We start from the raw sequence: 24,237 nt of genomic DNA on the forward strand, positions 1-24,237 counted from the left end.
TTACGAAAAACCCCTGATTTTTAGCATGGAAGAGAACTTCCGTCAGGAAGTCTAATCTTTACTCTTGAATTATCCCCTGGGGGATTTACACACCATGAAAACGATGTTCGAAAAAATCTGGGAAGACCATTTGGTCGGTGAAATGGACGGAGGGTCTTATCTTCTTTATATAGACCGACATCTGATCCATGAGGTAACAAGTCCCCAGGCTTTCGAAGGTATTCGTATGGCCGGAAGAAAGGTTCGTCGCCCGGAAGCTACTTTCGCCACCATGGACCATAACGTTTCCACTCGGATCCGCGATCTGGAATTGGCTGATCCAATCTCCGCTAACCAGATGAAAACTCTGATCAAAAATTGTAATGAGAACGGTATTACTCTTTATGATCTAAACCATCCGGACCAAGGGATCATCCATGTGATCGCACCCGAAATGGGTCTTACTCATCCTGGTATGACGATCGTTTGCGGAGATTCCCATACTTCTACTCATGGCGCATTCGGTGCCTTAGCTTTCGGGATCGGAACTTCCGAAGTAGAACATGTGCTTGCTACCCAAACTCTTTTGCAAAGAAGAGCGAAGACCATGGAGATTAGAGTCGATGGTCAACTTTCTCCTCATGTTACCGCAAAAGATATCGTTCTTGCGATCATTGGAAAGATCGGTACTGGCGGAGCGACCGGATACGTGATCGAATATAGAGGTTCCGCAATTTCTTCCTTAAGTATGGAAGCTCGTATGACTGTTTGTAATATGTCCATCGAGGCGGGAGCAAGAGCAGGACTTATCGCTCCGGACCAAATTACTTTCGATTATCTGAAAGGAAAGGATTTCGCTCCAAAAGGTACGGAATGGGATCTGGCTGTCCAAAAATGGAAACGTTATGTGACAGATGAGGGCGCAAAATTCGACACTAGTATCGTATTAAAAGCGGAAGAGATCGCTCCCCAAGTGACTTGGGGAACTTCTCCTGGGCAGGTAGTTCCTGTGACCGGTATTGTTCCGGATCCGAAAGATGCACCGGATGCAGTAGAAAAGATCAGTATCGAAAACGCATTGAAATATATGGACCTGAAGCCTGGCCAAAAGATGGAAGATGTTTTTGTGAATAAGGTATTTATCGGTTCCTGCACAAATTCCAGGATTGAAGATCTAAGAGTGGCCGCGGCAACCGTAAAAGGAAAGAAGGTTTCCAATAAGGTCCAAGCAATCGTAGTCCCAGGCTCCGGAAGAGTGAAACGCCAAGCGGAAGCGGAAGGTCTGGATAAAATTTTCATAGAAGCAGGCTTTGAATGGAGGCAACCGGGTTGTTCCATGTGTCTTGCTATGAACGACGACGTTTTAGAACCGGGAGACAGATGTGCTTCTACTTCCAATCGTAACTTCGAAGGAAGACAAGGAAAAGGCGGAAGAACTCACCTAGTAGGTCCTGCAATGGCCGCCGCAGCCGCAGTTGAAGGACATTTTGTAGATATTCGGAATTGGAAATAAGGATACTAACTCATGAAACCCTTTACACAACACGAAGGTTTAGCGGTCCTAATTGATCGCCCTAATATAGATACGGACGCAATCATTCCGAAACAATTTTTAAAGAAGATAGAACGTACTGGTTTTGGGACCCATCTCTTCCATGATTGGAGATACCTGGACAACGAGGGAACCAAACCGAATCCTGAGTTCTCTTTGAATTTTGATAGATACAAGGGGGCTTCCATCCTTGTCGCCAGAGACAATTTCGGATGCGGCTCTTCCAGAGAACACGCTCCTTGGGCACTGGAAGATTACGGATTTAGAGCGATTATTGCTCCGTCTTTCGCCGATATTTTTTATAATAATTGTTTCAAAAACGGTATGCTTCCGGTTGTTTTAAAAGCGGAAGAAGTGGACGAAATTTTCAAGATTGTGGATAAGACTCCGGGAGCCAAAATTAAGATCGATCTGGACAAACAGAATGTGATCAGTCCTTCCGGGAACGTCTATAATTTCGAAGTGGACTCTTTCCGTAAATATTGTTTATTTAACGGATTGGACGATATCGGTTTAACTCTACAGCATGCGGCAGAGATCTCTTCCTATGAGGAGAAAAACCGAAAAGATCTTCCTTGGTTGTACGCTCCTCATCAGTAATTTTCTAAATACAATAAGGACCCTAGAAGACTATGTTCGACGAAATTTCCCGTTCCATAGATGAATTCGGCAATAGCCTTCTGGGGGCTTTGAATAATGTACAAAACGCTTTCGGAAGAGAGTTAAGCGTAGCTAAACCCATCAAGGAGAACGTTCTCCAGATGATCGGTAATACTCCACTTATCCGGCTCAACCAGATCGGTTCCCATATTCCGAATGTGGAAATTTATCTAAAAGCGGAGTTTTGTAATCCAACGGGAAGTGTAAAGGATAGGACCGCACTTTCTATGGTGCTTGCCGCAGAAAGAAGAGGGGAACTGAAGCCGGGCGGTTCTATTTTCCAAGCAGGATACAATACTACCGCAATTTCTCTGGCTTGGATCTCTACGCTTCGCCAATACAAATTTAAAGTATTTTTAGCTCCCGATACGGACCAGGAAAAGATCAAAGAATTAAAATCCTATGGGGCCGCTGTGGAAGTGGTCCAGCTTGCAAAAGGGAATTGGGACGATTCTCTTTTAGAAACCGCAAAGGCAGCAAAAGACAAAGAGAAAAACAGCGTGATCCTGAACGAGTTCAAGGATATGGCAAATACGAATGCTCATTTTCTGTTTACCGGTCCTGAGATCTGGAGAGATCTCGCTGGGAATGTCGATGCGTTCGTTGCAGGAGGAGGCTCCGGAGGAACTCTTTCCGGTGTAGGAAGATATTTAAAGAGTAAAAAACCTTCTCTTAGAGTTATCATGGGAGTAAGTAAAAATTCTCGCTTCATCCGTAAGATGGTAAACGGAGATTCCAGTATACGACTTCCTGAATCCTTCGATCCAAAAGTTACGGACCAATATATCGGTGTCGATAGAGACGAGGCGCTTCGTTATCAATCCGAGTTGTACCAAAAAGAAGGGATTTTTGCAGGACTAACTACGGGAACTACACTCGCATCCGCAATTCATTATGCGGAAAGTCTTCCTACTCGTGAGGACCAAAAAACTCCAAGTTATAAGATCGTTGTACTTTCTCCGGACCGACTCTAATTGGAATGGAAGAATCTTATTATTCCGCCTTACGTGAATCTTTAAAAAAAGAAAGAAAAGCGGAGCTGGATAAGTATAAAGAAAAAATTTCTTCCTCCGATCTCAATCAAAGAGTCCAAGACGGTTTCACCGTATTTCCATTAGTATTCGAAGACGCAGAGCTCAGTGCAGACGGAAATTGGAAGGTTTTACTAAAACCGACTAAGTCCAAAAGTATTCCCGAACTATTCAGACCCGGAACTCCCGTACGCATCGTAAAAGAAGCTGAGGAATATATCTCCGTCTTACTAAAAGCGAACGAAGACTCTTACCAGGTCTATATGGAAGAAGTCCCGGACTGGGTAGAAGAAGGTAAACTCGCTTTGGAAATCCTTCCGGATGAAACGAGTTTTAAAGAATGGGATCGCGCATTAGAAAAAGTGATCTCCGCCAAAAAAGGTTCCAGAGAGAAATACTTTGCGGATCTATTCTCCAATCAATTACAAGTTTCTAAACCGAATTTTAAACCTCTTTCTAATCTATCGGAACATCTAAACGATTCCCAAAAAAAAGCTGTATCTGCAATTTTACAAACGGAAGATTTTATTTTAATTCACGGTCCTCCAGGCACTGGGAAGACTAAAACGATCGTAGAAGCGATCCGCATCTTAGCCTCCGAAGGGAAAAGGATATTAGCTTCCGCGCCTACAAACTCCGCATCGGATCTGCTTGTTGAATCATTAGAAAAACTGAAAGTACCTGTTTTGAGGATCGGTCATCCCGCTAGGATGCATCCGGACATTCTTCAGAACTCATTGGAGATGAAATTAAATCGTTCTTCGGAAGCGAAACTGATCGAAAGGGATAGAAAAGAAGTCCAGGAATTATTGAAGAAGGCCCGTAAATACAAAAGAAGTTTCGGAAAGGAAGAGGCGGAGGAAAGAAAAAGTCTTTATAAAGAAGCGGATACATTGCGAAAAAGTATCAAAGAAAGACAGAAGGTGCTGATCCGATATTTATTAGAGTCCCATCCGGTGATCGTATGTACTCATACGGGGGCTTCTTCTTACCAACTTCATAATTTACATTTTGATTATGCGATTTTGGATGAAGGAAGCCAGGCAATCGAACCATCTTCTTGGATCCCCATCTTAAAAGCTGAGAAGTTTGTAATAGCAGGAGATCCGTTTCAGCTTCCTCCTACCGTTATCTCGGAAGATCCATTGCTTAAAGTTTCTTTAATGGAGAGACTTCTTCCCGTTTTCGAAGATAAGGAAAGAGTATTTCTTTTAGACACACAGTATAGAATGACCGATCCGATCCAGGCTTTCCCGAACCGTATGTTCTATCAGAATAAACTAAAATCAGGATTGGAACCAAGTCTTAGGAAAAATATTCCTTTTGATTCCGGAGAGCCGCTCGGCTCTAGCCTCATTTTTTTAGATAGTTCCGGAACGGATACCGCCGAAGAAAATTCGGAAGGTAGTTTGGGGAATCCTTGGGAAGCGAAGTTCACGGTAAATATGGTGAAAAAAATTTTGGATGCGGGATGGTCTCCTAAAAATTTGATCTTACTTTCTCCTTATAGATACCAAAGATATCTTCTGAAACAAAAATTGGAGGAAATACTTCCGGAGTATTCTTCTCAATTGGAAGTGGAGACTGTGGATTCTTTCCAAGGAAGGGAATCGGATGCAGTGGTTTTTAGTTTGGTTCGTTCCAATCCGGAAGGTCAGATCGGATTTTTAGCCGAAACCAGAAGATGGAATGTAGGAATGACCAGAGCTAAAAATCTTTTAGTGATGGTGGGTGACGGTTCCACCCTAGGGCAAAACGAATTTTTTAAAGACTTACTCGAAACTGTAGAATCGGAAGGAGAACTTAGAACAGCCTGGGAGTTTATGGACTAAAACTTACCAACTGAATTTTTTTCGGATGGGAATGTATAATGCCCCGATCCAGATCAATGTAAAGATTACATGCGAAAGTAGAATATGGGAAGGATCTTGAACCGAACATATAAATTTTAAGGATAGATTGGAAGTTGCTAATAAAAGGTTTAAGAATAAAAATCCGGAAAGCCCTGGTCGAGAACTCGCCATTTTTTTTAGGAGAAACCAAGCCCCGGCTCCGAATAGAATGGAAGTCATTGCTAAAGTTCCCGAGCAAAATCCTAAATGAATATGGGCTGAAGTTTCTTCCGTTAAAATTCGGTTTATAATATAAATAGCCCAACCTGCAAGAAAGAGCCCTGAAACCCAAAAAACCCAGACGGAGGTTTCCTCCGGGAAAGCAAGTTTGCTGAAAAGATAAGCGGAGAAGATTCCCCAAACTAATATTAATGCAGGTTCAGGCCACCAACCCGGGAAAGCATGGCTACGGCCAATTACGTTGGAAGCGGACCATCCCAAGGCAATTCCCAAAAAAATTAGACCCAAACAGGAAAGAAAAAGGTTGGTTCTATTCAGACTCCCTTTTTCCAGGTTGGAACTCAATGTTTGAATCAGTTTGTTAGTCTTGTCCGTTTCTGAATTTGACATGCTTCCTCCCGATTTAGATTTTCCGTATGAAAGTAAGAAAGATTGGACATCCTTAAAAAATCCAGTCCAATAGCTTTCTTTATACGACTCACAAATTGATTCGAGTCAAACTGCATAAGGTTACATGGCGGAAAAGCAAGATATCTGGCAAATTCTTTCGGAAAGAATGCGCATGTCCCAAGAAGGCGATTCCAAGGCGTATGAACTCCTACTATCCAAATGCAGGGAAATATTAAACAATCATTTAAGCTCCAAGGTACGTGACAAGGAAGATAGAGAGGATCTGATCCAGGATATTCTAATCGGTATCCACAAGGCTAGGGCTACCTATAGAAGGGAGAAACCGTTTGCACCTTGGTTTTTCTCCATTGCCAGATACAAGACCATAGACTATATCCGCAGAAAAGGGACCAGAGATAGAATAGTCTCTACGGAAATGGAAGGTTTTGCGCAAGAGGAAAAAACCTCCATAGAGGACAGGTGGGAGGTCCTTCAAGGACTGGAATCTTGGCTGAATGTTCTAGACCCTAGACAAAAAAAGATTCTGACTATGGCAAAGCTGGAAGGGAAATCGGTGCGAGAAATCTCCGAATCCACAGGTCTTTCCGAATCCAATATAAAAGTGATCGTCCATCGTTCTCTCGAAAAGTTGAAACGTTTTTTTTCGGAGTCAGAGAGAACGATAGAAGGCTCCAAAACGTCCAAGAAATAGCAAATGCCCGATAAAATCAAGATCGCCAGGATATCCTCTCTCCAAGAAATTTCGGCAGAGGACTGGAATCTTTTAGGAGATCCAGAAAATCCTTTTTCCAATCATGAATTTTTCCATTCTCTGGAACTTTCTTCTTGCGTAGGTAAAAAGACAAGTTGGCATCCGGAGTATTGGATGGCAGAAGACGAGATAGGAATTCACTCCGCTCTTCCTTTTTACCGTAAGTTTGATTCGTATGGTGAGTATATTTTCGATCATTCTTGGGCAAATTTTTTCTCCCAAAACGGGCTTTCTTATTATCCCAAAGGTCTTGTAGCCTATCCATTTACTCCTGTGAACGGTAAAAAAATATTAAGAAGAAATAATGTATCTGCGGAAGAAGCGTTAAATGTATTACTTCCTCCCTTATTAGAAAATGCGAAACAAGAAGGACTCTCCGGTATTCATTTCCTATTTTTAGAGGAAGAAGAGGCTAGAGCTTTAGAAAAACAGGGATTTTCCACTCGGATCACTCATCAATTTCATTGGAAGAACCGGGGTTATACCAGTTTCGAAAATTTTTTAGGGGATTTTAGATCGAAAAAAAGGATCCAGATCAAAAAGGAAAGAGAGACCATCAAAGAATCGGGAATTCGGATCTTATGTAAAGAAGGGAAAGAAATCTCCGAGAAAGATATGGACTCTATCTATACTTTTTATACGGAGACTTATTCCCGAAAATGGGGATCTCCTTACCTGAACCGAAAATTCTTTAAGATCATTTTAGATAAATTTTCACAAAATCTGGTATTATTTTTAGCGGAGAAGGACGGGGATACGATTGGCGGAACATTCAATCTGAAAAAAGGAAAGAAGTTGTATGGAAGATATTGGGGCTCTTCTTCCCATTATCCTTTTCTACATTTCGAATGTTGTTATTACGCTCCTATTGAATATGCAATCAAGAACGGATTTGAGATTTTTGAAGCCGGGGCACAGGGGGAGCAGAAATTTTTAAGAGGATTTCCTGCCGTTCCTACTTATAGCTCCCATTTTATTTTCCATGACCAGGCTCGAAATGCGATTGAACGTTTTTTAGAAAGCGAAAGAATGCATATGCAGGAAATGATAAGGGAAACCAATCTTTCTTCCCCATTGAAAGAAGAGGCCTTGAGGGGAGAATCCGAATACCAATGAGCGATTTAAAAACCGAAGAACAGGTTCTCACAAAGGAGAAACTGAAACTTAAAAAACCGGCAAAGTATAGGGTAGTGATCTTAAACGACGATTATACTCCTATGGAGTTTGTGGTTTGGATCCTCCGCGTGGTATTTTATCGGACTGAAGTCGAGAGCGAACAAATTATGCTGCAGGCGCATACGACCGGAAAGGCTCTTTGTGGAGTCTATTCTCATGACGTGGCTAGAACTAAAGTGAACGAGACACATTTGCTTGCAGAGGAACATGGACATCCGTTGCATTGCCAGATGGAAATTGAAGAAGGGGAAGAATCATGACCTTATCCGAAGAACTGGAAAAATCTCTGGGCCAAGCGAGAACGGAAGCCCTTAGAAGAAGAAACGAATATATAACTCTTGAACATATTCTTCTTTCATTAACCTACGATCCTGTTGCAGCGGAAGTCCTTCTTGCCTGCGGGGCGGACTTAGACCAGTTACGTTCCGAGCTGAAAGAATATTTAGATACCGAAATGGAATCGGTTCCGGAAAGTTTCGGAGAAATAGAGCCCGAATATACGATAGGAGCACAGAGAGTTCTTCAGTTAGCTGCATTTCATGTACAATCCACTCAAAAGAAAAAATTGGATGGAGGTTATGTTCTCGCTTCTCTATTCAGAGAGGATCAGTCCCACGCGGTTTTTTTCTTAGCAAGACAGGATATTTCCCGTTTCGATGTGGTTCGTTATATTTCTCATGGAATTAAAAAATCCGGCGAGAAGGTAGGAGAAGGAGCTCCCGCAGACGAGACTTCCAAAAAACAAAGCGGAGATCCTTTGTCTGATTTCTGTGTAAATTTGACGGAAAAAGCGAGTTTAGGTAAATTGGATCCGCTTGTCGGAAGAGCCGAGGAGATTGAAAGAACCATTCATATTCTCGCGAGACGTCGCAAAAACAATCCGATATTTGTGGGAGATGCCGGAGTCGGAAAGACCGCAATCGTAGAAGGACTTGCACTCCAGATCGTAAACGGAAAGGTCCCGGATGTATTAAAAAATACGAAAGTATATTCTTTGGACATGGGACTTCTACTCGCGGGAACCAAGTTCAGAGGAGAATTCGAGGAAAGACTGAAAAATGTTGTGCAGGCGATTTCCTCCGACCCGGACAATGTACTATTTGTGGATGAGATCCATACGATCATAGGTGCGGGAGCTGTTTCCGGCGGATCCTTGGATGCTTCCAACCTTTTGAAGCCTGCACTTTCTAACGGGGAACTTCGTTGTATCGGAACTACAACATACAAGGAATATAAGGCGATCTTCGAGAAGGACCATGCTTTGTCTAGGAGATTCCAGAAATTAGAAGTAAACGAACCGAGTGTAGAAGAGACCATCCAGATATTAAAAGGACTTTTGCCGAAATACGAACAATTTCACTCCGTAAAATATTCTCACCAAGCGGTAGAAGAAGCGGCAAGACTTGCGGAACGTTACATCTTAGATCGTAAACTTCCCGATAAAGCGATCGATCTCATAGATGAGGCAGGTGCAAAAGTTAAACTAAGGGAAAGTTCCAAGTCTAAGATCGTGAGCGTAAAAGAGATAGAGGAACTTGTATCCAGAATTTCTAAAATTCCTCCTAGAACGGTAAAAGCCGATGATAGGGAAAAACTAAAAGCTTTAGATGAAGAATTAAAACGTAAAATTTACGGACAGGACCAAGCAGTGATAGAGCTAGTCCAAGCGATCCGACTTTCCAGAAGCGGGTTGTCTGAGCCGGGAAAACCCGTGGGTTCTTTTTTGTTCGCGGGTCCTACAGGTGTAGGGAAAACCGAATTATCAAAACAACTCGCGGCAATTTTGGGTGTGGAATTCATTCGATTCGATATGAGTGAATACATGGAGAAACATACCGTTTCTAGACTGATCGGTTCTCCTCCCGGTTATGTTGGCTTCGAACAAGGTGGTCAGTTGACGGATGCAATCGTTCGCACTCCGCATTGTGTTCTTCTATTAGATGAGATCGAAAAGGCGCATGAGGATATTTATAATATTCTTCTGCAGATCATGGATCACGCTACCCTCACGGACAATAATGGTCGGAAAGCGGATTTCAAACAGGTTATTCTGATCATGACGACAAATACGGGTGCCAGAGAAAGGGCTTCCAATCCATTAGGATTCGATAATACAGCTTTGACTGATAGAGGGCTAAAAGCGATCGAAAAGCAGTTTTCTCCTGAGTTCAGAAATAGGCTTACCGCTATTATTGAATTCTCCGCTTTGGAAGAAGGCACCGTTTCTAAAGTGGTTCGCAAACAGCTAGAACTTCTGGAAACTAGACTTAAAGAAAAAAGTATCCAAATCCATTATGGAGAGGAAGTCCTGCATTGGATTGCCAGAAAATCCTATGATCCTCTTTTCGGGGCAAGGCCTGTACAGCGGTGGATAGATTCCAATATTTCCAAAAAACTCTCGGAAGAGATCCTGTTCGGAGAATTAAAAAACGGCGGCGTTGTGAATTTGGAAATACAAAACGAGGAACTAAAATTAGTCTTCCGTTCTAGAGAAAAATAATGTCTTTTAGAACCGTTAGACCTATTCCCAAAAGTTTCCTTCTATTTTTAATTCTACTTCTTTTTACTTCCGTATCTTGCAAGAAGAACGTTCTATTCATCGAGGGAAGGGAAGTTTCCACACAAAATCTTGTTGCTCCCAAGTTCGGCATAGATCCGAACACTTTGTTTGCCCAGTCCAAAAAAATCATGATCTCCACCGATTCCGTAGACGCCTCCAAGGTTGGATTGGAGATCTATAAAAAGGGTGGGAATACGATCGATGTGGCCGTCGCTTCTTCTTTTGCGGTTTCCGTTACACGTCCCTCATCTACAGGAATAGGGGGAGGCGGATTTTTAGTTTATCATCATGCGAAAACCGGAAAATCGTACGCTTTCGATTTTAGAGAAAGGGCGCCTTCTTTAGCGAATCGTAATATGTATAAGGGACGTCCCAAGGAAGAATCCTTGCTCGGATACAAATCCGTAGGAGTTCCCGGAATGGTGGCCGGACTTGTGCAGATCCATAAGAAGTTCGGAAAACTGCCTTTAAGGGAGGTTTTAGCGCCGGCAATTCGATTGGCGGAAGAAGGATTTGTGGTATATCCGGATCTTTCGGAAGCAATCCAAGAATCGGAACAGGACATGAGCCCTGGAATGAAAAAGATTTTTATACCTGGAGGAAAAATCCCGGAATCCGGAGATGTACTCGTCCAGAAAGATCTTGCAAAAACTCTAAGGATCATTTCGGAAACGGGAGACAAGGATTTTTATACCGGAGCAATAGCGAAAGCCTTCGCAGAAGAAGTTTCTGCTAATGGGGGCTCCATTCATTTTACCGATCTGAAAAATTATATGGTAAAGGAGGAAAGACCGTTAGAGATTACTTATAGAAATTATCATATTCTCACTATGTTTCCTCCTTCTTCCGGTGTTCATCTTTTTACAATGCTAAAGATGTTGGAAACGAAAGAACTTCATTCTATGTTCGATTTTTCCACAAGTGATTATTATCACTTCCTAGCGGAAGTTATGAGAAGAGGATATTCAGATCGAGCGGTCCTCGGAGGAGATCCAGGATTTACTAAGATCCCGGTAGACACATTGATTTCTTCCGAGTATGCCAAAGAAAAAATTTCGGATTTCAATCCAGTGAAGGCGACGCCTAGCTCCACATATTTAAACAGACTGAACTTAAAAGCGGAATCTCCCGAAACCACTCATATTTCAGTAGTGGATGCCGAAGGAAATGCGGTCTCAACCACACATTCTATCAATTATCGATTTGGCGCGGCTGTTGTATTGGATGGATACGGATTTGTTCTAAATGACACAATGGACGATTTCAGCCGTTCCCCGGGAGAACCGAACGTCTACGGTCTCATCGGTGCGGAAGCAAATTCCATCCAACCGGGAAAAACACCTCTCAGCTCCATGTCTCCTACCATCGTTCTTAAAAATGGGGAGACATTTTTGGTCACGGGTGCACCGGGGGGGTCGTACATAGTAAATGCGGTTTTACAATCCATATTATTTAATTTAGACTTAAATCTTACATTATATGAATCCGTTGCCAGGGGAAGGATACATCACCAATTCTTTCCGGATGCACTTTCTATCGAAGGGCCCGCGACTGATACTGCAACTTTTAACCAGTTAAAAGCGAAAAAACATGAAGTCCGTCTTGGAAATAATATGGCAAAATTGTTCTGCGTAAAGAGAGAGAATGGTACATTGTATGGTGCGGCAGACCCAAGGGGAGACGGGATCCCTCTGGGGGATTAATATTAAAAAAAAGAAATATAGGAATATAAAATGAATCGATCCGCCAAAACTCCGGTATTTCCGAATCTGCGTCATGCTGTAAAAGCAAAACACGGTTTGGAAAAGGAAAGTATGCGTATATTTTTCGACGGAAGGATTGCTACTACTCCTCATCCGGAATCCTTGGGTTCCAGCTTGACAAACCATTTTATCAAGACGGATTTTTCGGAACCTCAACTTGAATTCGCTACGAACCCTAGACCTAGGATTGAGGCGATCGTAAGAGAATTACAAGATCTGCATATATTCACTTCCAGACATTTGAAAGATGAATGGATCTGGCCTTTTAGTATGCCTCCGATTCTTCCTAAAGAAGATAAGGATATTCCTCTCGGACAATACGGTCATTCTTTTTCCGGAGAATGGAAAACCGTCTATCGGAACGGATTAGGTCTGCGATATGGAAGAAGGATGCAAACCATCTCGGGAGTTCATTATAATTTTTCCTTCTCAAATCTGTTTTTAAAACAAATTTTAGGAAAAGAGATCCATGCATTCACCAAGGAAGAGATTTCGGAATTATATCTTTCCGTTACCCGGAATTTTATGCGAAGGGTTCCTGAAATTTTATATCTAACCGGAGCTACTCCTGTTTTTGACGAAACCTTTCTGCCTGTGAATAGCGATTTCCCTTTTGTAAAACATAAGGAACATACTTATTATGCTCCTTATGCTACTTCGTTGAGAATGAGCGAGATCGGATATACAAGCAAAGTTCAGGATGAACTTCCTATTAATTACAATTCTTTAAAAGAATATATAGACGGGATGTGTTACGCAGTCAGCACTCCCTATTCAAAATACCAGGGATTTGGCGGAATTCCGAACCAACTGAACGACCATTATCTGCAGATAGAAAACGAATTTTATTCTCCGATCCGTCCTAAACAGATTCCTAAAAACGAAGAAAGACCCCTCGACGCTCTCCAAAGCAGAGGAATCCAATACATTGAGATCCGTTGTTTGGATCTCCAACCTGAATCGCCTACGGGAATCCACAAACCAAGTCTTGGTTATATACAAATGGTATTGTTGGATGGTTTGTTAAAGGAAAGTAAATCTATAGACCAAAAGGAAAAACTAAGGATCAGAGAAAATACAAAAAGGATCATTTGGGAAGGGAGAAAACCTGGGCTAAAAGTTTTAGATGATGACGGGCAAGAAGAAGATTTTATATCCCGTGGAAAGGAATTTACCCAAAGTCTTTTACCTATTGCGGAAGAATTGGATCGTCATACGGGAAAAAGATTCTACCAAGAAATTTTAAACATTATGAATAGACGTTGGGAAGACGCTTCGTGTACTCCTTCCGGAAAACTAATGGATCGTATCTTGAACGAAAACTGGGAATTTAGGGATCTTGGGATCCATCTGGCTAAAGAAAATTATAGAAACCAATCACAGATGGAGCTAACTCCGGGCAAATTTAATATGTTTATTAAAGAAGTCCAAAAGTCATTGGCGGAAAAAATAAAAATAGAGGAATCCGAAAAAGTAAAGAAGAACCCGACCGCAAGGATCTGCAACCATTGAAATACAAACTGGAACCGGGACAAAAACTAGATCCGAATGAATTCATCCTGAAAGGATTTGAGGATCTGGAGATTTCCACTCAGATTGTGATCCGAGATGCACTCAACCGGGGATTGGAAGTAGAGATCTTAGATCGTCCTAGCCATTTTATCCGACTTTCAGGAAAAGGGAACACAAGGCTCGTAAAGGAAGCCTCCAAAACGGAGCTGGATTCCTATATGACCTTCCTGGTGATGGAAAATAAGACCATCACGAAACGTATTTTAGAAGAATCGAATATACTTGTGCCCAAGGGAACTGCAGTCTCCGACCTGAATTCCGGACTCGAATTTTTAAACAAAAATTCGGATAGAAAGATGGTGGTAAAACCGGTGACTACAAATTTCGGGATCGGGATCAGTATTCTTCCACCTTCTTCATCAGCGGAAGATAAGAAGAAGGCCTTGGAAATAGCGCTCGGATTTTCAGAAACCGCTATCGTAGAGGAGTTTGCGGAAGGAAACGAATATCGGTTTTTAGTGATCGGGGACGAATGTGTCGCAGTATGTAATCGTATTCCAGCGAACGTTACCGGTGACGGTAAAAAAAACATCCGAGAACTGATCGAGGAAAAAAATTCAGATCCAAGAAGAGGAGTGGGGCATGTGACCCCTCTGGAAAAAATACGATTGGATGAAACTGAACTAAATGTTCTAAACGAGTCCGGCAGAAAACCCGAATCCGTCCCGAAAGCCGGAGAGATCGTATTTGTTCGTAAAAACTCCAATATCAGCACAGGTGGAGATTCAGTGGATGTGACTGATAACGCACATTCTTCCTATAAAAAACTAGCGGTAGAAGCTGCAAAAGCTGTCAAAGCGAAGATCTGCGGTGTGGATATTATAGTAAAGGATCTGGAGTCTGAGGGGGATTATAGGATCTTAGAGTTGAATTTCAATCCTGTATTATATATTCATAATTATCCCTATTTGGGCAAGAATAGAAAGGTAGGAGAAAAAATTTTGGATGTATTAGGTTACGGTCCTTAATTTCTGGATCTTACTTTTTACATAGTCTACGATGTCTCTTGACTCGTACATTTTGATATCGCCGTCTACCAGAAAAGGAACCTGAGAGAGTCCTCCTAAACGTAGGACCTCCTCTCTGCCTGGGGTTCCTCTGCTGGCCTCAACCAATTCGTAGTCCTTACCTTCTTTCAGGCCCATTTCCGAAAAATGACCGCGAACAAAAGCGCAGTAAGGACAAGTATCGTATTGGAAGAGTTTCATCATATTAGGCACCGATCTTTTTTTGGAGTTCTCCGCTTCTTGCCATTTCTACAACGATATCGTGACCGCCGATAAATTCTCCGTCAATATATAACTGAGGAATAGTAGGCCAGTTTGCGAATTCTTTGATCCCTTCTCTGATGGACATATCGGAAAGAACGTTAAACGAGTTATAATCAGCACCCAGGCTTCTTAGAACGTTGGTCACTCCGGCGGAAAAACCGCACATAGGAGCGTCAGGGGTCCCTTTCATAAACAGAAATATTTTTTTAGAAGCGATCAATCCTTCGATCTTATCTTGTAATTCTTTATCCATGATACTTGTTCCTATCTGTTAATAATTATGATACTTTAGTTTCCAGACCTAAGGCATGGACTTCGGCTTTCAGCTCGTCCTTTAACGTGGCGTATACCATTCTGTGTTGTTCCACGACGGACTTTCCGGCAAATCCGGAAAACTTTACGATCGCTTTGATATGTACTCCGTCGTTGTACGGATCTTGGATCTCTACTTCCGAGCCCGGAAGTCCTGCTTGGATTTTTTCCCGAATTTCTTGGACAGTCATCTGTTATATCTTAGACTCTTTTACTATCAGCACTTTTTAGAATCTCTTCCCGGACAATCTTTTTTCTAAGGGGTAGAAGTCTTTAATTCCAAAGCATGGACTCCCCATTCTTTTAGGAATGGATCCATGATCCGGTAAACGGACCTATGCTGTTCCAAAAGGGATTTTCCCCGGAACTCGGGACTCGTGATAAAGATCCGGATATGAGTCCCACTTGTTTTTCCGGTCGGGTTTCCGGAATGACCTGCATGTTGTTCCGAAAAATCCTCTATCCGCAGTTCGGAAGGAGAGAGTCCGTTTCTCAAAAGTTTTTCCATTTCTATAAATATATCTTGCATACCTTTAGGTCCTCGTACCGTATCCACGGCTTAGTAAAAATACGGAGATGGAATAAAGTAGAATGGTCCCTACCACTAAAAGTCCGATAGCTTCTAACGGATCTATATCGCTTACTCCTAAAAATCCATAACGGAATGCGTTTACCATATACAGAATAGGATTGAACTTAGAAATGATCTGCCAAGTGTCCGGAAGCATTTTGATAGAATAGAATACTCCGCCCAAATAGGTTAAAGGAGTCAGTATGAATGTGGGAATGATGGTTACGTCGTCGAATTTTTTGGCATATAAAGCATTCAAAAATCCTCCCATAGAGAACATCAAAGCGGAAAGTGCAACTGTGATCACTACTATTCCCGCGTCGTACAGTTTTAATTCGGTGAAAAATAAGGACACTAACGTTACGATAAATCCTACTAAAACTCCGCGGATCACTCCGCCTATAGAATAGCCAAGCACGATCAAATAAGCCGGAGTAGGGGAAACTAGAAGTTCCTCTATATTCTTTCCGAATTTCGCTCCGAAAAAGGAAGATACCACATTATTGTATGCGTTCAGTATGACCGACATCATTACTAGTCCGGGAACGATAAACTGGATATAGGTATGACCTCCTACATCTCCGATCTGAGAACCCACCAATTTTCCGAAGATCAGGAAGTATAAGGAAATTGTAATACCCGGCGGGATCAATGTTTGGATCCAGATCCTTAGGATGCGGACCGTTTCTTTTCGAACGATTGTGGAGAATGCGTTGAATTTTTCTTGGAAGTTCACAGTTTTTTCTCCACGAGTTTCAAAAATAGTTCCTCCAATCGATTCGACTTATTTCTCATACTTGTGATTTGGATCCCACTTTTGTCTAAAAGTCGAAATAGTTCGTTTAATGAATTGTTCTTTCCGACGTCCACTTCCAAGGTGAGATCATCCACTTTATTCAAATGGAATCCGTTCAGATCTATCGCGGACGAGAGCGGTTGTTGTAGATCCAATACGAATGTTTGAGTATCCAGTTTTACCAAAAGTTCTTTCATGGAAGTATTCTCCACGATCTTTCCTTGGTCTATGATCGCTATCTTCTTACAAAGATTTTCGGCTTCTTCTAAGTAATGTGTGGTAAGAATGATCGTGATCCCGGATTCGTTCAGTTTTACTAAGAAGTCCCAAAGAGAACGTCTGAATTCGATATCAACACCGGCGGTTGGCTCATCCAAGATCAAAACTTTCGGATTATGCACTAAGGCTCTTGCGATCATAAGCCTTCTTTTCATTCCACCGGACAGTCTACCTGCACCTTCTCTTCTTTTGTCGTAGAGTCCAAGTTGTCTTAAATAATTACGGGTTCTTTCTACCGCCACTTTTCTGGAAAGTCCGTAATATCCCCCTTGGTTGATAACTATATCTTCTACTTTCTCGAATATATTAAAATTGAATTCTTGGGGTACCACACCGATATAAGATTTTGCTAATGTAAGGTCCGTGTCTATATCCGCTCCGTAAATTTTCACTTTTCCGGAAGTTTTGTTCACTAAGGAACTTAAGATACCGATCGTAGTGGATTTACCCGCACCGTTCGGACCTAAAAGGGCAAAAAAGTCCCCTTCGTCCACAGTCAGATCGATCCCTTTTAAGGCCTGCACTCCCCCGGCGTAGGTCTTCACCAAATTTTTTATTTCTAAGGCTTTATTCATCCGCGAAAAAACGCTCCAATTCTATGATTTTGAACAAGCCCTGTTTCGACAATCTTTTGGCTTTAGGAAGAGCTTAAGATTTCTTTGGCTTTCCTGGCAGCGTTTCTTGCGATTTCAGGCAAAGCGGGATGAACATAAATCATCTTTAGCAAGTCCTCTAGAGTCCCACCCATAGTCATCAGGAGTATAAAAAGATGAATGAGATTTGACGCCTCTTCTCCTAATATATGGGCTCCGAGTATTTTTCTGGATTTAGGACTTACCAATATTTTGACGAATTGGTCTTCGGATAGTCTAGCCATTCCGGTGGCGCTACTGGAATAAGGATTGATTGCAGAGATATATTCGATCCCTTCTTCCTTTAATTGTTGCTCCGTTTTTCCCACGGCTGCCACTTGAGGGTGTGTGAAGACGGAGTGAGGAACGGGAGGATATTCGACCGGAGTTCTATGTTTTTCTACGTATAAGGAGTTAAATAGAAACTCTCCTTCAAAATTAACGGAGTGGCGGAAGAAATACTTTCCGTTGATATCCCCCATAGCATAAACTCCGTCCGCAGTAGTTTCCAGATATTCGTTGGTTTTGATATATCCTTTTTCATCGGTTTGGATATCCGTATTTTGGAGGTCTAACCAATCCGTATTCGGTTTGATGCCGGTAGCAATAAGAAGTGCATCTCCTTCTAAAGTATACGTTTCTTTAGAATTTTTGCATTCTAAACGGAAGATCCCGTTTTGGTAGTCTACCTTCTTTACTTCCGTTCCTAAACGAACATCTTCTCTTTTAGAAAATGCTTTTTCGAAACCGTCGATGATATCCTTGTCTTCATGAGAGAGCATTCTTTTACGAACAATAAAAGTGGTTTTAGATCCGAAGGCAGAATATGCAAATCCAAGTTCAAGACCGATATAACCTCCGCCAAGGACTAAAAGTTTTTTTGGAAGTTCCGTTCTTCTAAGCGCTTCTCTACTAGTCATATAAGGAGTTCCCGCGAGGCCTGGAAGATCCGGGATAGAAGGCCTACATCCCGCAGCGATAAAAATACGATCAGCTGTGAGTAACTCGCCGTTTACTTTTACTACCTTATTTTCCACGAACCTTCCTTCGTAGGGATAAAAGTCTATGTTCGGATTTTTTTCATAAGCGGGTATGATACTGTCGGAGTCGGCATCCACTGTGGCGGAGATCCTTTCCACCAAAGTTTTAAAATCTACGGTGAATGGACCGGGGATCCCTAACTGGAATTTAGAAGCTTCCTTTGCCTGGGCTAAAATTTCCGCAGGATGGATGAGCATCTTAGAAGGGATACAACCCCTGTTCAAGCAAGTTCCTCCCAAACGATCTTTTTCTAAAATGGCTACCTTATAACCAAGTTTAGAAGGAGGTGTGACTAGTTTTGTTCCTCCTCCTGAGCCTATTACGAGAATATCATACTTTTTCATGGGGTTAATTCAATGGAGAAGGAGAAGCTTTTAAACGAAAAGGATTCTTTTAAAGAGAACCACAGATAATTCCTAAAAATTTACCGGAGTATTCTCTCTTATTTATAGTCCGCTGCGCTGGCTTCGATAGCCTGGTCCCTTGTCTGGGACAGGCTATTATATAGTATTAGATATTGTTTGTACCGAATTCGGAAAAATAAAAAAGAAGTTCTTTTACCATTTATCCCGCAAAGTTCGAAGTGCAATGAATAATGTTTTAGGATCCGAAGCTAAGGATGGGTCTTGCATTTTATTACGTATTCCTGAGACTAAATTTTCTTTCGGGTCAAATACAAGGAAGAAGGGATTGAATGTTCTTTCTTCCGAGAAATTTGTGGTCCAAAATTCTTGGTCTTCCTTTAATTTTTCCGCCTTGGACAATGCCTTTGAAGCCGCTTCATTATAAGGATCAATCGAAAGACTGAATTTCAGATTGTTTTTAAGATAATCATGACCTGGATATAATCTAACGTGTCCGGGAAGATCTTTAAATTCTTTCAGAACAGTTTTGTATAGAGTTTTAGGATCACCGCCTCTAGTACAATTTCCTACCCCTGAATTAAAGATCGTATCTCCTGTAAATGCCGCATATGGGGAGCCGTTCTGTATCTGCAAAAGGCAAACATGCGCGAAAGTATGTCCGGGAGTGTACATAACTTTTAGATACGAATTTCCGTCCGGACTTTCTAAAATTTTTTCTCCTTCTTTTAACGAGTAAGAAGCATGAGGGATTTTTCCAAGTCCAGCGGGGTGAGCCAAAACTTGGGCTCCATATTTGGAAACAAGCCCGTCGTTTCCACAAGTATGATCATTATGTTCGTGAGTGTTTAGAATATAATCCAGACCCCAGGACTTGTTTTCCAGAACTTGGGTGATCTGATCCGGATCATAGGGATCAATAGAAAGTGTTTTTTTGGAATTCGGTTCTCTGACTAGATACGTAAAATTTCGGAGAGGACTATCCGTATAGATCCTTAGAACTTCCAACATGGGTTTTAGACAAGAGTAGAAAAGTGATTATTGGATAATGTCCAGGTGTTTGTCTAGATTCGCGATCCTTAAGATAGTCATCACGTCTCTACTCAGGTTTCTGAGTTTGAGATGCCCGTGCCTTTCTGTGACGTATTTTTGGGTATTGAAGATGGCGCCGATCCCGGAAGAGTCCAAGTAAACATCCCCTTCGAAGTCTAAGATGATATCTTTATGCCCCTCGTCAAACTGGCGGATGATGAGTTCCTTTAACGCAAATGCGTTCTTTAGGCTTACATTCCCTTGGATCTTGACTACACAAGACCCTTGTTCCAGGGATACGTCTGTTTGAAAACCTTCCAATGAGTGGCTCCGATCTCTATTTCTCTGACTATCCTCGGGCTAAGAAAACAACGGATCTTCTCAGAAAACTGAGAATAAATTTCCAAACCGGGAGGGAACCCGATCCATTAGACTAAATTGTGGCAAAGCGGAGGTAAACTCTTTTTTAGAGCAAAATCCGATCTAAATCTATTTCAAATAAAATAAGAAATCGCTCGCAAAAACTACTGATTCGGGAAAACTAAGTGCTCGATTTTGTAGCGAAACTAGAGGTTTCGGACGATATTTAAAACTGTATGCGGATCAAATTCTGGGGAGTGCGGGGCTCCATTTCTTCCCCCGTTCAGGGAGACCTGATTCGATCGAAAATTTTGAGGATACTAAGTCTAGCATCTCCGTCCGACCTGCAAAGTCCGGAAGCGATCGAGGATTTTTTGGATTCCTTGGCGCTTTCCAACTGGAGCACCTACGGTGGAAATACTACCTGTATCGAGATCCGGGATAAGGAAGATAAACTTGTTATCATAGACGGAGGAACAGGACTCAGAGAACTGGGAAACTCCATCTTACATGAGGGTTACGGCTCCGGAAGAGGGAAAGCGATTTGGATCTTCACACACACTCATTGGGACCATATCCAAGGTATTCCATTCTTCGTTCCTTTGTATACTCCAGGCAATAAATTTGAGTTTGTAAGTTCCGTAGAAAATCTGGAAGAAAGATTGAGATACCAACATACATTCACTCATTTCCCTGTTCCTTTCGACGGTTTCCAAGCAGAAAAGACGTTTCGTCATGTACCCGAGGGAAGGGCCTTTCGAGTAACGGATTCAGTCACTGCAATTTCCAAAGCGGTGCGCCATCCGGGAGGGAGTTTTTCCTATCGATTTGAAGAAGACGGTAAGGCACTGATCTTCGCATCCGATGCCGAATTCAATTTGGACGAAATGGAAAATATAGAAGATTATCTGAATTATTTCAGAGGTGCGGACGTTCTGGTATTCGATACTCAGTATACTTTCGAAGAGTCTTTACAAAAGATCGATTGGGGGCATAGCACGGCTTCCATGGCGACGGACATCGCGCTTAGGGCGAATGTTAAAAAATTAGTAATGTTCCATCATGATCCTTCTTACGATGACGAAAAATTGGATGCAGTATATCTGCGCGCGATTAAATACAAAGAAATGTTTGATCCGGATAACCAATTGGAGATCATCATGGCGAGAGAAGGTCTGGAAATCCAAATTTAATCTTTAATTCAATCGATCAGGGAGATATCGAATGAGTGAATATATTATCGGTATAGATGCCGGAACCACCGGTATACGTACTTTTTGTTTTAATAAATCCGGAACAGTGATCTCAAGTGCGTATTCCGAATTTAAACAATACTTTCCAAAACCGGGTTGGGTGGAACATGATCCTGAAGAGATCTGGGCTAAAACGGAAAAGCTCATTCTGAAGGCGATCCGCAACGGGAAGTTAAAACCGGAAAAAGCGGTCGCTATCGGGATCACCAACCAAAGAGAGACCACCGTATTATTCGATAAGGAAACTGGCGTTCCGGTTTACAATGCGATTGTATGGCAATGTCGTAGGACCTCCGACTTCTGCTCCGGATTAAAAAAAGGAGGTTTAGAACCCATCTTCCGAAGAAAGACAGGCCTTGTCGTCGACGCTTATTTCAGCGGTACAAAGATCCGATGGATCTTGGACAATGTAAAAGGTGTTCGTGCAAAAGCGGAAAAAGGAAAGGTTCTATTCGGGACCATTGACACTTATTTATTGTATCGTTTGACGGCGGGTAAAGCGCATAAAACGGATCATACAAACGCGAGTAGAACTCTCATCTTCAATATTGAAAAGAAAGAATGGGATAAGGAACTATTAAAGATCCTGCAAATACCGGAAGCGATCTTGCCGGAAACTCATAATTCCTCAAGCCTATTCGGAAGAACGGAAGGTGTAAAAGGTCTGCCGGATGGAATTCCGATTTCTTCTCTCGTAGGAGACCAACAGGGAGCGCTATTCGGCCAATTATGTACAGAGCCCGGAGAAGCAAAGAATACGTACGGAACGGGATGTTTCCTACTTTTCAACACGGGAAACAAATTACAAATTTCTAAAAATAATCTGATCACAACTCTTGCCTGCGGGCCGGAAGGAAAAACGGTCTATTGTTTAGAAGGTTCCATCTTTATCGGTGGGGCAGTGATCCAGTATCTCCGGGATAATCTCAGATTCTTTAAGGAATCCAAACTTTCCGAAAAGATGGCTGCTTCCGTGACCAAGGAGGATGAGGTAGTATTTGTGCCTGCATTCTCCGGTTTAGGAGCGCCTTATTGGGATATGAACGCTCGAGGTGCGATCTTAGGGCTGACAAGAGATACCACCCAAGAGCAGATCACCAGAGCGGCCTTAAAATCCATCGCATTACAATCTTATGAATTAGTGGAAGCGATGGAGAATGATACCGGTTCCAAATTGAAAGTCCTAAAAGTGGATGGGGGAGCTACTGCCAATAACTGGCTCATGCAGTACCAAGCGGACATTTTAGGAAAGAAGATCGTAAGACCTTCTAATCTTGACACAACCGTTTTGGGTGCGGCGTATCTTGCCGGACTGGAAAGAGGTTTTTATTCCTCCGTAAACGATCTGAAAAAGACCCAAAAAACGAGTAAGGAATTTTCTCCAAAGTTAAGCGCTAGTTTGAGAGAAAAAGAGATCCGAATTTGGAAAAATGCCGTAAAAAGGATTCTTACTTCCGAAACCTAATTAGTATGAAAAAGAGAGCAGGCTAAACTCCAAGGGCTTTCTTTCGGAGTTGATGCCTGCTCCTACGATCAATTTCGCCTGATCGTACCTTGGGATTTCCAAAATTGAATCCGCAGATATTTTAAAAAACTCATACTGGACTCTTTCCTTTTTGGAAAGATAAATATCGATCCGGATCACTTCCATATATTTTAGGAAGCGCAGTAGGATCTTGTCATTTGTAATTGTATAGAGTTCTATTTGGTTAGAACTGCGATTCAGATTGTATTTTTCTCCGGAGATTGCCTTGAATTCTATTTCTATTTTAGAAGTTTCCTCTTCGGCGGAATGTTTATAATCCGCGACGTTGATTTCAAGGGCCTCTACTTTTGGGGAAGGACTCTTATACACGGGGAATGTCCCTTCTTCATAATAGATCCTTCTGGAAAAACGACGGAAAATCTCTTTTTCCACGATTTCCGGAAAAGATTCTCCCGGTTCCGGTTTTTTACTCGGACTTTCTAAGATCTGTTTCCATTTGTTTTTAGAAACATTTTTCTCTACGATTTTTCGGACAGGAGGGGAAAGTTTTGGAACCGAATATTTTAAGATCCTTTCATCCAATTTATTTAAAATAGAATTTAAGAATGGTCCGTGAATAAGCGGAAGTATTTCAATGGAGAAGATCCTATCCCTTAAAAATTTTGCGAATTCTATTTCGTACGTGAAAAGATTGGAGACTAAACTTTGTTCTTCCGTTGGAGTTCCTGCATACAAGATCTTTACCAAACGAAATAGATAGGTTTTACTTTCCCGATCAAAATACAAATCTTCTATTTTTTGGATTACTTTCTCTTCGTTCAGTTCAGGATTCACTATATCTCTGAGAGAAAGATATTTGGTGGAGAACATTCTTTTTCGGAACATTCTGTAGAGTGTAAACGTTCCTGTCTGAACGCTTCCTATTTGGGTTTGTTGATTTTCCCTCAGGATTAGAATAGGAGTTGTTGGAGTTCCTACAACCCTGTAGGGATTGGAACGAATGGGATATCGATCTCCTTCAAAAACTTCCTCCGACTCTTTCGGAAATTTCGAATCTTCAGAATAAAGTAGCCCATTCGTTAACTTCAAATAGGGAGGTGTTTGTATCGCAGAGCTTGGAGTTGTTTTACGATCATACTCCAGCTCATATAAAAATTTAGGAATAATTGCAGGTTGGGAATATAAATAAGGAAGTTCTTCGATCTCGGCGACTGGAAAGTCGTAAAAAGGAGAAATTTTAGAATGGACCCTTGCTACCGAATCCGGATTACAAAATAGAAAATGATAATTCTCTCCCTCGAAATAAATCATGGGA

24 protein-coding genes are annotated in these 24,237 nt (G+C 41.8%); 13 read left to right on the plus strand and 11 right to left on the minus strand.

The genetic code is table 11. The features are described from left to right. Positions 1–94 precede the first annotated feature (94 nt). The 4 genes from leuC to LEP1GSC192_RS02145 are packed head-to-tail and all read left to right on the plus strand — an operon-like array spanning position 95 to position 5,054. On the plus strand, positions 95–1,492 hold the full coding sequence (leuC, locus tag LEP1GSC192_RS02130; RefSeq protein ID WP_020768082.1) for a 3-isopropylmalate dehydratase large subunit: 1,398 nt from the start codon (positions 95–97) through the stop codon (positions 1,490–1,492). Between the two features lie 12 nt (positions 1,493–1,504). Beyond that, a complete protein-coding gene (gene leuD, locus LEP1GSC192_RS02135; protein ID WP_020768397.1) occupies positions 1,505–2,131 on the plus strand; it encodes a 3-isopropylmalate dehydratase small subunit in 627 nt (208 codons plus the stop codon). 32 nt (positions 2,132–2,163) lie between these two features. After that, a complete protein-coding gene (locus LEP1GSC192_RS02140) occupies positions 2,164–3,165 on the plus strand; it encodes a PLP-dependent cysteine synthase family protein (RefSeq protein WP_020768250.1) in 1,002 nt (333 codons plus the stop codon). Between the two features lie 5 nt (positions 3,166–3,170). Then, positions 3,171–5,054, plus strand: coding sequence for an AAA domain-containing protein (locus tag LEP1GSC192_RS02145; RefSeq protein WP_020768054.1), 1,884 nt, complete (start codon positions 3,171–3,173; stop codon positions 5,052–5,054). 3 nt (positions 5,055–5,057) lie between these two features. Here the strand turns inward: LEP1GSC192_RS02145 and LEP1GSC192_RS02150 are convergent, their stop codons facing one another. Next, on the minus strand, positions 5,058–5,684 hold the full coding sequence (locus LEP1GSC192_RS02150) for an NrsF family protein (protein ID WP_020768357.1): 627 nt from the start codon (positions 5,682–5,684) through the stop codon (positions 5,058–5,060). Between the two features lie 124 nt (positions 5,685–5,808). Between LEP1GSC192_RS02150 and LEP1GSC192_RS02155 the strand changes: the two genes are divergently transcribed. From LEP1GSC192_RS02155 to gshAB, 7 genes are read left to right on the plus strand one after another with little or no spacing between them, the layout of a single operon-like run. After that, on the plus strand, positions 5,809–6,396 hold the full coding sequence (locus LEP1GSC192_RS02155) for a sigma-70 family RNA polymerase sigma factor (RefSeq protein WP_036088693.1): 588 nt from the start codon (positions 5,809–5,811) through the stop codon (positions 6,394–6,396). A 3-nt stretch (positions 6,397–6,399) separates the two neighbouring features. Beyond that, positions 6,400–7,572, plus strand: coding sequence for a GNAT family N-acetyltransferase (locus LEP1GSC192_RS02160; RefSeq protein ID WP_020768426.1), 1,173 nt, complete (start codon positions 6,400–6,402; stop codon positions 7,570–7,572). Continuing rightward, on the plus strand, positions 7,569–7,892 hold the full coding sequence (gene clpS, locus LEP1GSC192_RS02165) for an ATP-dependent Clp protease adapter ClpS (protein ID WP_020768389.1): 324 nt from the start codon (positions 7,569–7,571) through the stop codon (positions 7,890–7,892). The genes LEP1GSC192_RS02160 and clpS overlap by 4 nt, the downstream gene beginning before the upstream one ends. Then, positions 7,889–10,132: an ATP-dependent Clp protease ATP-binding subunit ClpA gene (clpA, locus tag LEP1GSC192_RS02170; protein ID WP_020768020.1), complete on the plus strand. Its 2,244-nt coding sequence runs from the start codon at positions 7,889–7,891 to the stop codon at positions 10,130–10,132. Before clpS ends, clpA begins: the two co-directional genes overlap by 4 nt. Next, entirely contained in the window at positions 10,132–11,895 is a 1,764-nt protein-coding gene (gene ggt / locus LEP1GSC192_RS02175; RefSeq protein ID WP_020768183.1) for a gamma-glutamyltransferase, read from the plus strand. Before clpA ends, ggt begins: the two co-directional genes overlap by 1 nt. Positions 11,896–11,925: 30 nt before the next feature. Further along, positions 11,926–13,467 carry a glutamate--cysteine ligase gene (gshA, locus tag LEP1GSC192_RS02180; protein WP_020768157.1) on the plus strand — a complete coding sequence of 514 codons (1,542 nt, stop codon included), beginning with the start codon at positions 11,926–11,928 and terminating at the stop codon, positions 13,465–13,467. Then, positions 13,455–14,495 (plus strand): bifunctional glutamate--cysteine ligase GshA/glutathione synthetase GshB, encoded by a 1,041-nt coding sequence (gene gshAB, locus LEP1GSC192_RS02185; RefSeq protein WP_036088695.1) that lies wholly within the window; start codon positions 13,455–13,457, stop codon positions 14,493–14,495. The genes gshA and gshAB overlap by 13 nt, the downstream gene beginning before the upstream one ends. Here the strand turns inward: gshAB and LEP1GSC192_RS02190 are convergent. The 9 genes from LEP1GSC192_RS02190 to LEP1GSC192_RS02230 all read right to left on the minus strand — a co-directional run bounded on the left by LEP1GSC192_RS02190 (position 14,478) and on the right by LEP1GSC192_RS02230 (position 20,144). Beyond that, on the minus strand, positions 14,478–14,738 hold the full coding sequence (locus LEP1GSC192_RS02190; RefSeq protein ID WP_036088697.1) for a glutathione S-transferase N-terminal domain-containing protein: 261 nt from the start codon (positions 14,736–14,738) through the stop codon (positions 14,478–14,480). The genes gshAB and LEP1GSC192_RS02190 overlap by 18 nt on opposite strands. A 1-nt stretch (position 14,739) precedes the next feature. Continuing rightward, positions 14,740–15,051 (minus strand): Grx4 family monothiol glutaredoxin, encoded by a 312-nt coding sequence (gene grxD, locus LEP1GSC192_RS02195; protein WP_020768119.1) that lies wholly within the window; start codon positions 15,049–15,051, stop codon positions 14,740–14,742. Positions 15,052–15,076: 25 nt separating this feature from the next. Beyond that, positions 15,077–15,301 carry a BolA/IbaG family iron-sulfur metabolism protein gene (locus LEP1GSC192_RS02200; protein ID WP_020768343.1) on the minus strand — a complete coding sequence of 75 codons (225 nt, stop codon included), beginning with the start codon at positions 15,299–15,301 and terminating at the stop codon, positions 15,077–15,079. A gap of 65 nt (positions 15,302–15,366) precedes the next feature. Then, a complete protein-coding gene (locus LEP1GSC192_RS02205; protein ID WP_020768413.1) occupies positions 15,367–15,639 on the minus strand; it encodes a BolA family transcriptional regulator in 273 nt (90 codons plus the stop codon). A gap of 4 nt (positions 15,640–15,643) precedes the next feature. After that, entirely contained in the window at positions 15,644–16,417 is a 774-nt protein-coding gene (locus tag LEP1GSC192_RS02210; protein ID WP_020768241.1) for an ABC transporter permease, read from the minus strand. Further along, the gene (locus tag LEP1GSC192_RS02215) at positions 16,414–17,331 is read right to left on the minus strand and encodes an ABC transporter ATP-binding protein (protein ID WP_020768300.1); all 918 of its coding nucleotides are present in this window, start codon (positions 17,329–17,331) and stop codon (positions 16,414–16,416) included. Before LEP1GSC192_RS02215 ends, LEP1GSC192_RS02210 begins: the two co-directional genes overlap by 4 nt. Before the next feature lie 62 nt (positions 17,332–17,393). Then, a complete protein-coding gene (locus LEP1GSC192_RS02220) occupies positions 17,394–18,773 on the minus strand; it encodes a dihydrolipoyl dehydrogenase (protein ID WP_020768470.1) in 1,380 nt (459 codons plus the stop codon). Positions 18,774–18,986: 213 nt separating this feature from the next. Next, entirely contained in the window at positions 18,987–19,802 is an 816-nt protein-coding gene (locus LEP1GSC192_RS02225; protein ID WP_020768483.1) for a hydroxyacylglutathione hydrolase, read from the minus strand. Between the two features lie 27 nt (positions 19,803–19,829). Then, positions 19,830–20,144, minus strand: coding sequence for an STAS domain-containing protein (locus LEP1GSC192_RS02230; RefSeq protein WP_020768055.1), 315 nt, complete (start codon positions 20,142–20,144; stop codon positions 19,830–19,832). A gap of 275 nt (positions 20,145–20,419) precedes the next feature. Between LEP1GSC192_RS02230 and LEP1GSC192_RS02235 the strand changes: the two genes are divergently transcribed. Then, positions 20,420–21,376 carry an MBL fold metallo-hydrolase gene (locus LEP1GSC192_RS02235; protein ID WP_020768012.1) on the plus strand — a complete coding sequence of 319 codons (957 nt, stop codon included), beginning with the start codon at positions 20,420–20,422 and terminating at the stop codon, positions 21,374–21,376. A 31-nt stretch (positions 21,377–21,407) separates the two neighbouring features. Further along, positions 21,408–22,901, plus strand: a complete 1,494-nt coding sequence (gene glpK / locus LEP1GSC192_RS02240) for a glycerol kinase GlpK (RefSeq protein ID WP_020768195.1) — start codon at positions 21,408–21,410, stop codon at positions 22,899–22,901. Here glpK and LEP1GSC192_RS02245 read toward each other — a convergent pair whose 3' ends face one another. Then, a complete protein-coding gene (locus LEP1GSC192_RS02245; RefSeq protein ID WP_020768176.1) occupies positions 22,902–24,233 on the minus strand; it encodes a hypothetical protein in 1,332 nt (443 codons plus the stop codon). Positions 24,234–24,237: the final 4 nt, after the last annotated feature.

The organism is Leptospira sp. B5-022, from assembly GCF_000347035.1.
In the GTDB taxonomy this organism is placed as follows: Bacteria; Spirochaetota; Leptospiria; order Leptospirales; family Leptospiraceae; genus Leptospira_B; species Leptospira_B cinconiae.

Bases quoted from the DNA above. Each gene is read 5' to 3' on its own strand.
- LEP1GSC192_RS02190 (WP_036088697.1), bottom strand. From the start codon at position 14,738: ATGATGAAACTCTTCCAATACGATACTTGTCCTTACTGCGCTTTTGTT.
- LEP1GSC192_RS02145 (WP_020768054.1), top strand. From the start codon at position 3,171: ATGGAAGAATCTTATTATTCCGCCTTACGTGAATCTTTAAAAAAAGAA.
- LEP1GSC192_RS02205 (WP_020768413.1), bottom strand. From the start codon at position 15,639: ATGCAAGATATATTTATAGAAATGGAAAAACTTTTGAGAAACGGACTC.
- LEP1GSC192_RS02235 (WP_020768012.1), top strand. From the start codon at position 20,420: ATGCGGATCAAATTCTGGGGAGTGCGGGGCTCCATTTCTTCCCCCGTT.
- LEP1GSC192_RS02225 (WP_020768483.1), bottom strand. From the start codon at position 19,802: ATGTTGGAAGTTCTAAGGATCTATACGGATAGTCCTCTCCGAAATTTT.
- LEP1GSC192_RS02245 (WP_020768176.1), bottom strand. From the start codon at position 24,233: ATGATTTATTTCGAGGGAGAGAATTATCATTTTCTATTTTGTAATCCG.
- clpA (WP_020768020.1), top strand. From the start codon at position 7,889: ATGACCTTATCCGAAGAACTGGAAAAATCTCTGGGCCAAGCGAGAACG.
- LEP1GSC192_RS02150 (WP_020768357.1), bottom strand. From the start codon at position 5,684: ATGTCAAATTCAGAAACGGACAAGACTAACAAACTGATTCAAACATTG.
- leuC (WP_020768082.1), top strand. From the start codon at position 95: ATGAAAACGATGTTCGAAAAAATCTGGGAAGACCATTTGGTCGGTGAA.
- LEP1GSC192_RS02160 (WP_020768426.1), top strand. From the start codon at position 6,400: ATGCCCGATAAAATCAAGATCGCCAGGATATCCTCTCTCCAAGAAATT.
- glpK (WP_020768195.1), top strand. From the start codon at position 21,408: ATGAGTGAATATATTATCGGTATAGATGCCGGAACCACCGGTATACGT.
- grxD (WP_020768119.1), bottom strand. From the start codon at position 15,051: ATGGATAAAGAATTACAAGATAAGATCGAAGGATTGATCGCTTCTAAA.
- LEP1GSC192_RS02140 (WP_020768250.1), top strand. From the start codon at position 2,164: ATGTTCGACGAAATTTCCCGTTCCATAGATGAATTCGGCAATAGCCTT.
- leuD (WP_020768397.1), top strand. From the start codon at position 1,505: ATGAAACCCTTTACACAACACGAAGGTTTAGCGGTCCTAATTGATCGC.
- LEP1GSC192_RS02215 (WP_020768300.1), bottom strand. From the start codon at position 17,331: ATGAATAAAGCCTTAGAAATAAAAAATTTGGTGAAGACCTACGCCGGG.
- ggt (WP_020768183.1), top strand. From the start codon at position 10,132: ATGTCTTTTAGAACCGTTAGACCTATTCCCAAAAGTTTCCTTCTATTT.
- LEP1GSC192_RS02200 (WP_020768343.1), bottom strand. From the start codon at position 15,301: ATGACTGTCCAAGAAATTCGGGAAAAAATCCAAGCAGGACTTCCGGGC.
- LEP1GSC192_RS02155 (WP_036088693.1), top strand. From the start codon at position 5,809: ATGGCGGAAAAGCAAGATATCTGGCAAATTCTTTCGGAAAGAATGCGC.
- gshA (WP_020768157.1), top strand. From the start codon at position 11,926: ATGAATCGATCCGCCAAAACTCCGGTATTTCCGAATCTGCGTCATGCT.
- clpS (WP_020768389.1), top strand. From the start codon at position 7,569: ATGAGCGATTTAAAAACCGAAGAACAGGTTCTCACAAAGGAGAAACTG.
- LEP1GSC192_RS02220 (WP_020768470.1), bottom strand. From the start codon at position 18,773: ATGAAAAAGTATGATATTCTCGTAATAGGCTCAGGAGGAGGAACAAAA.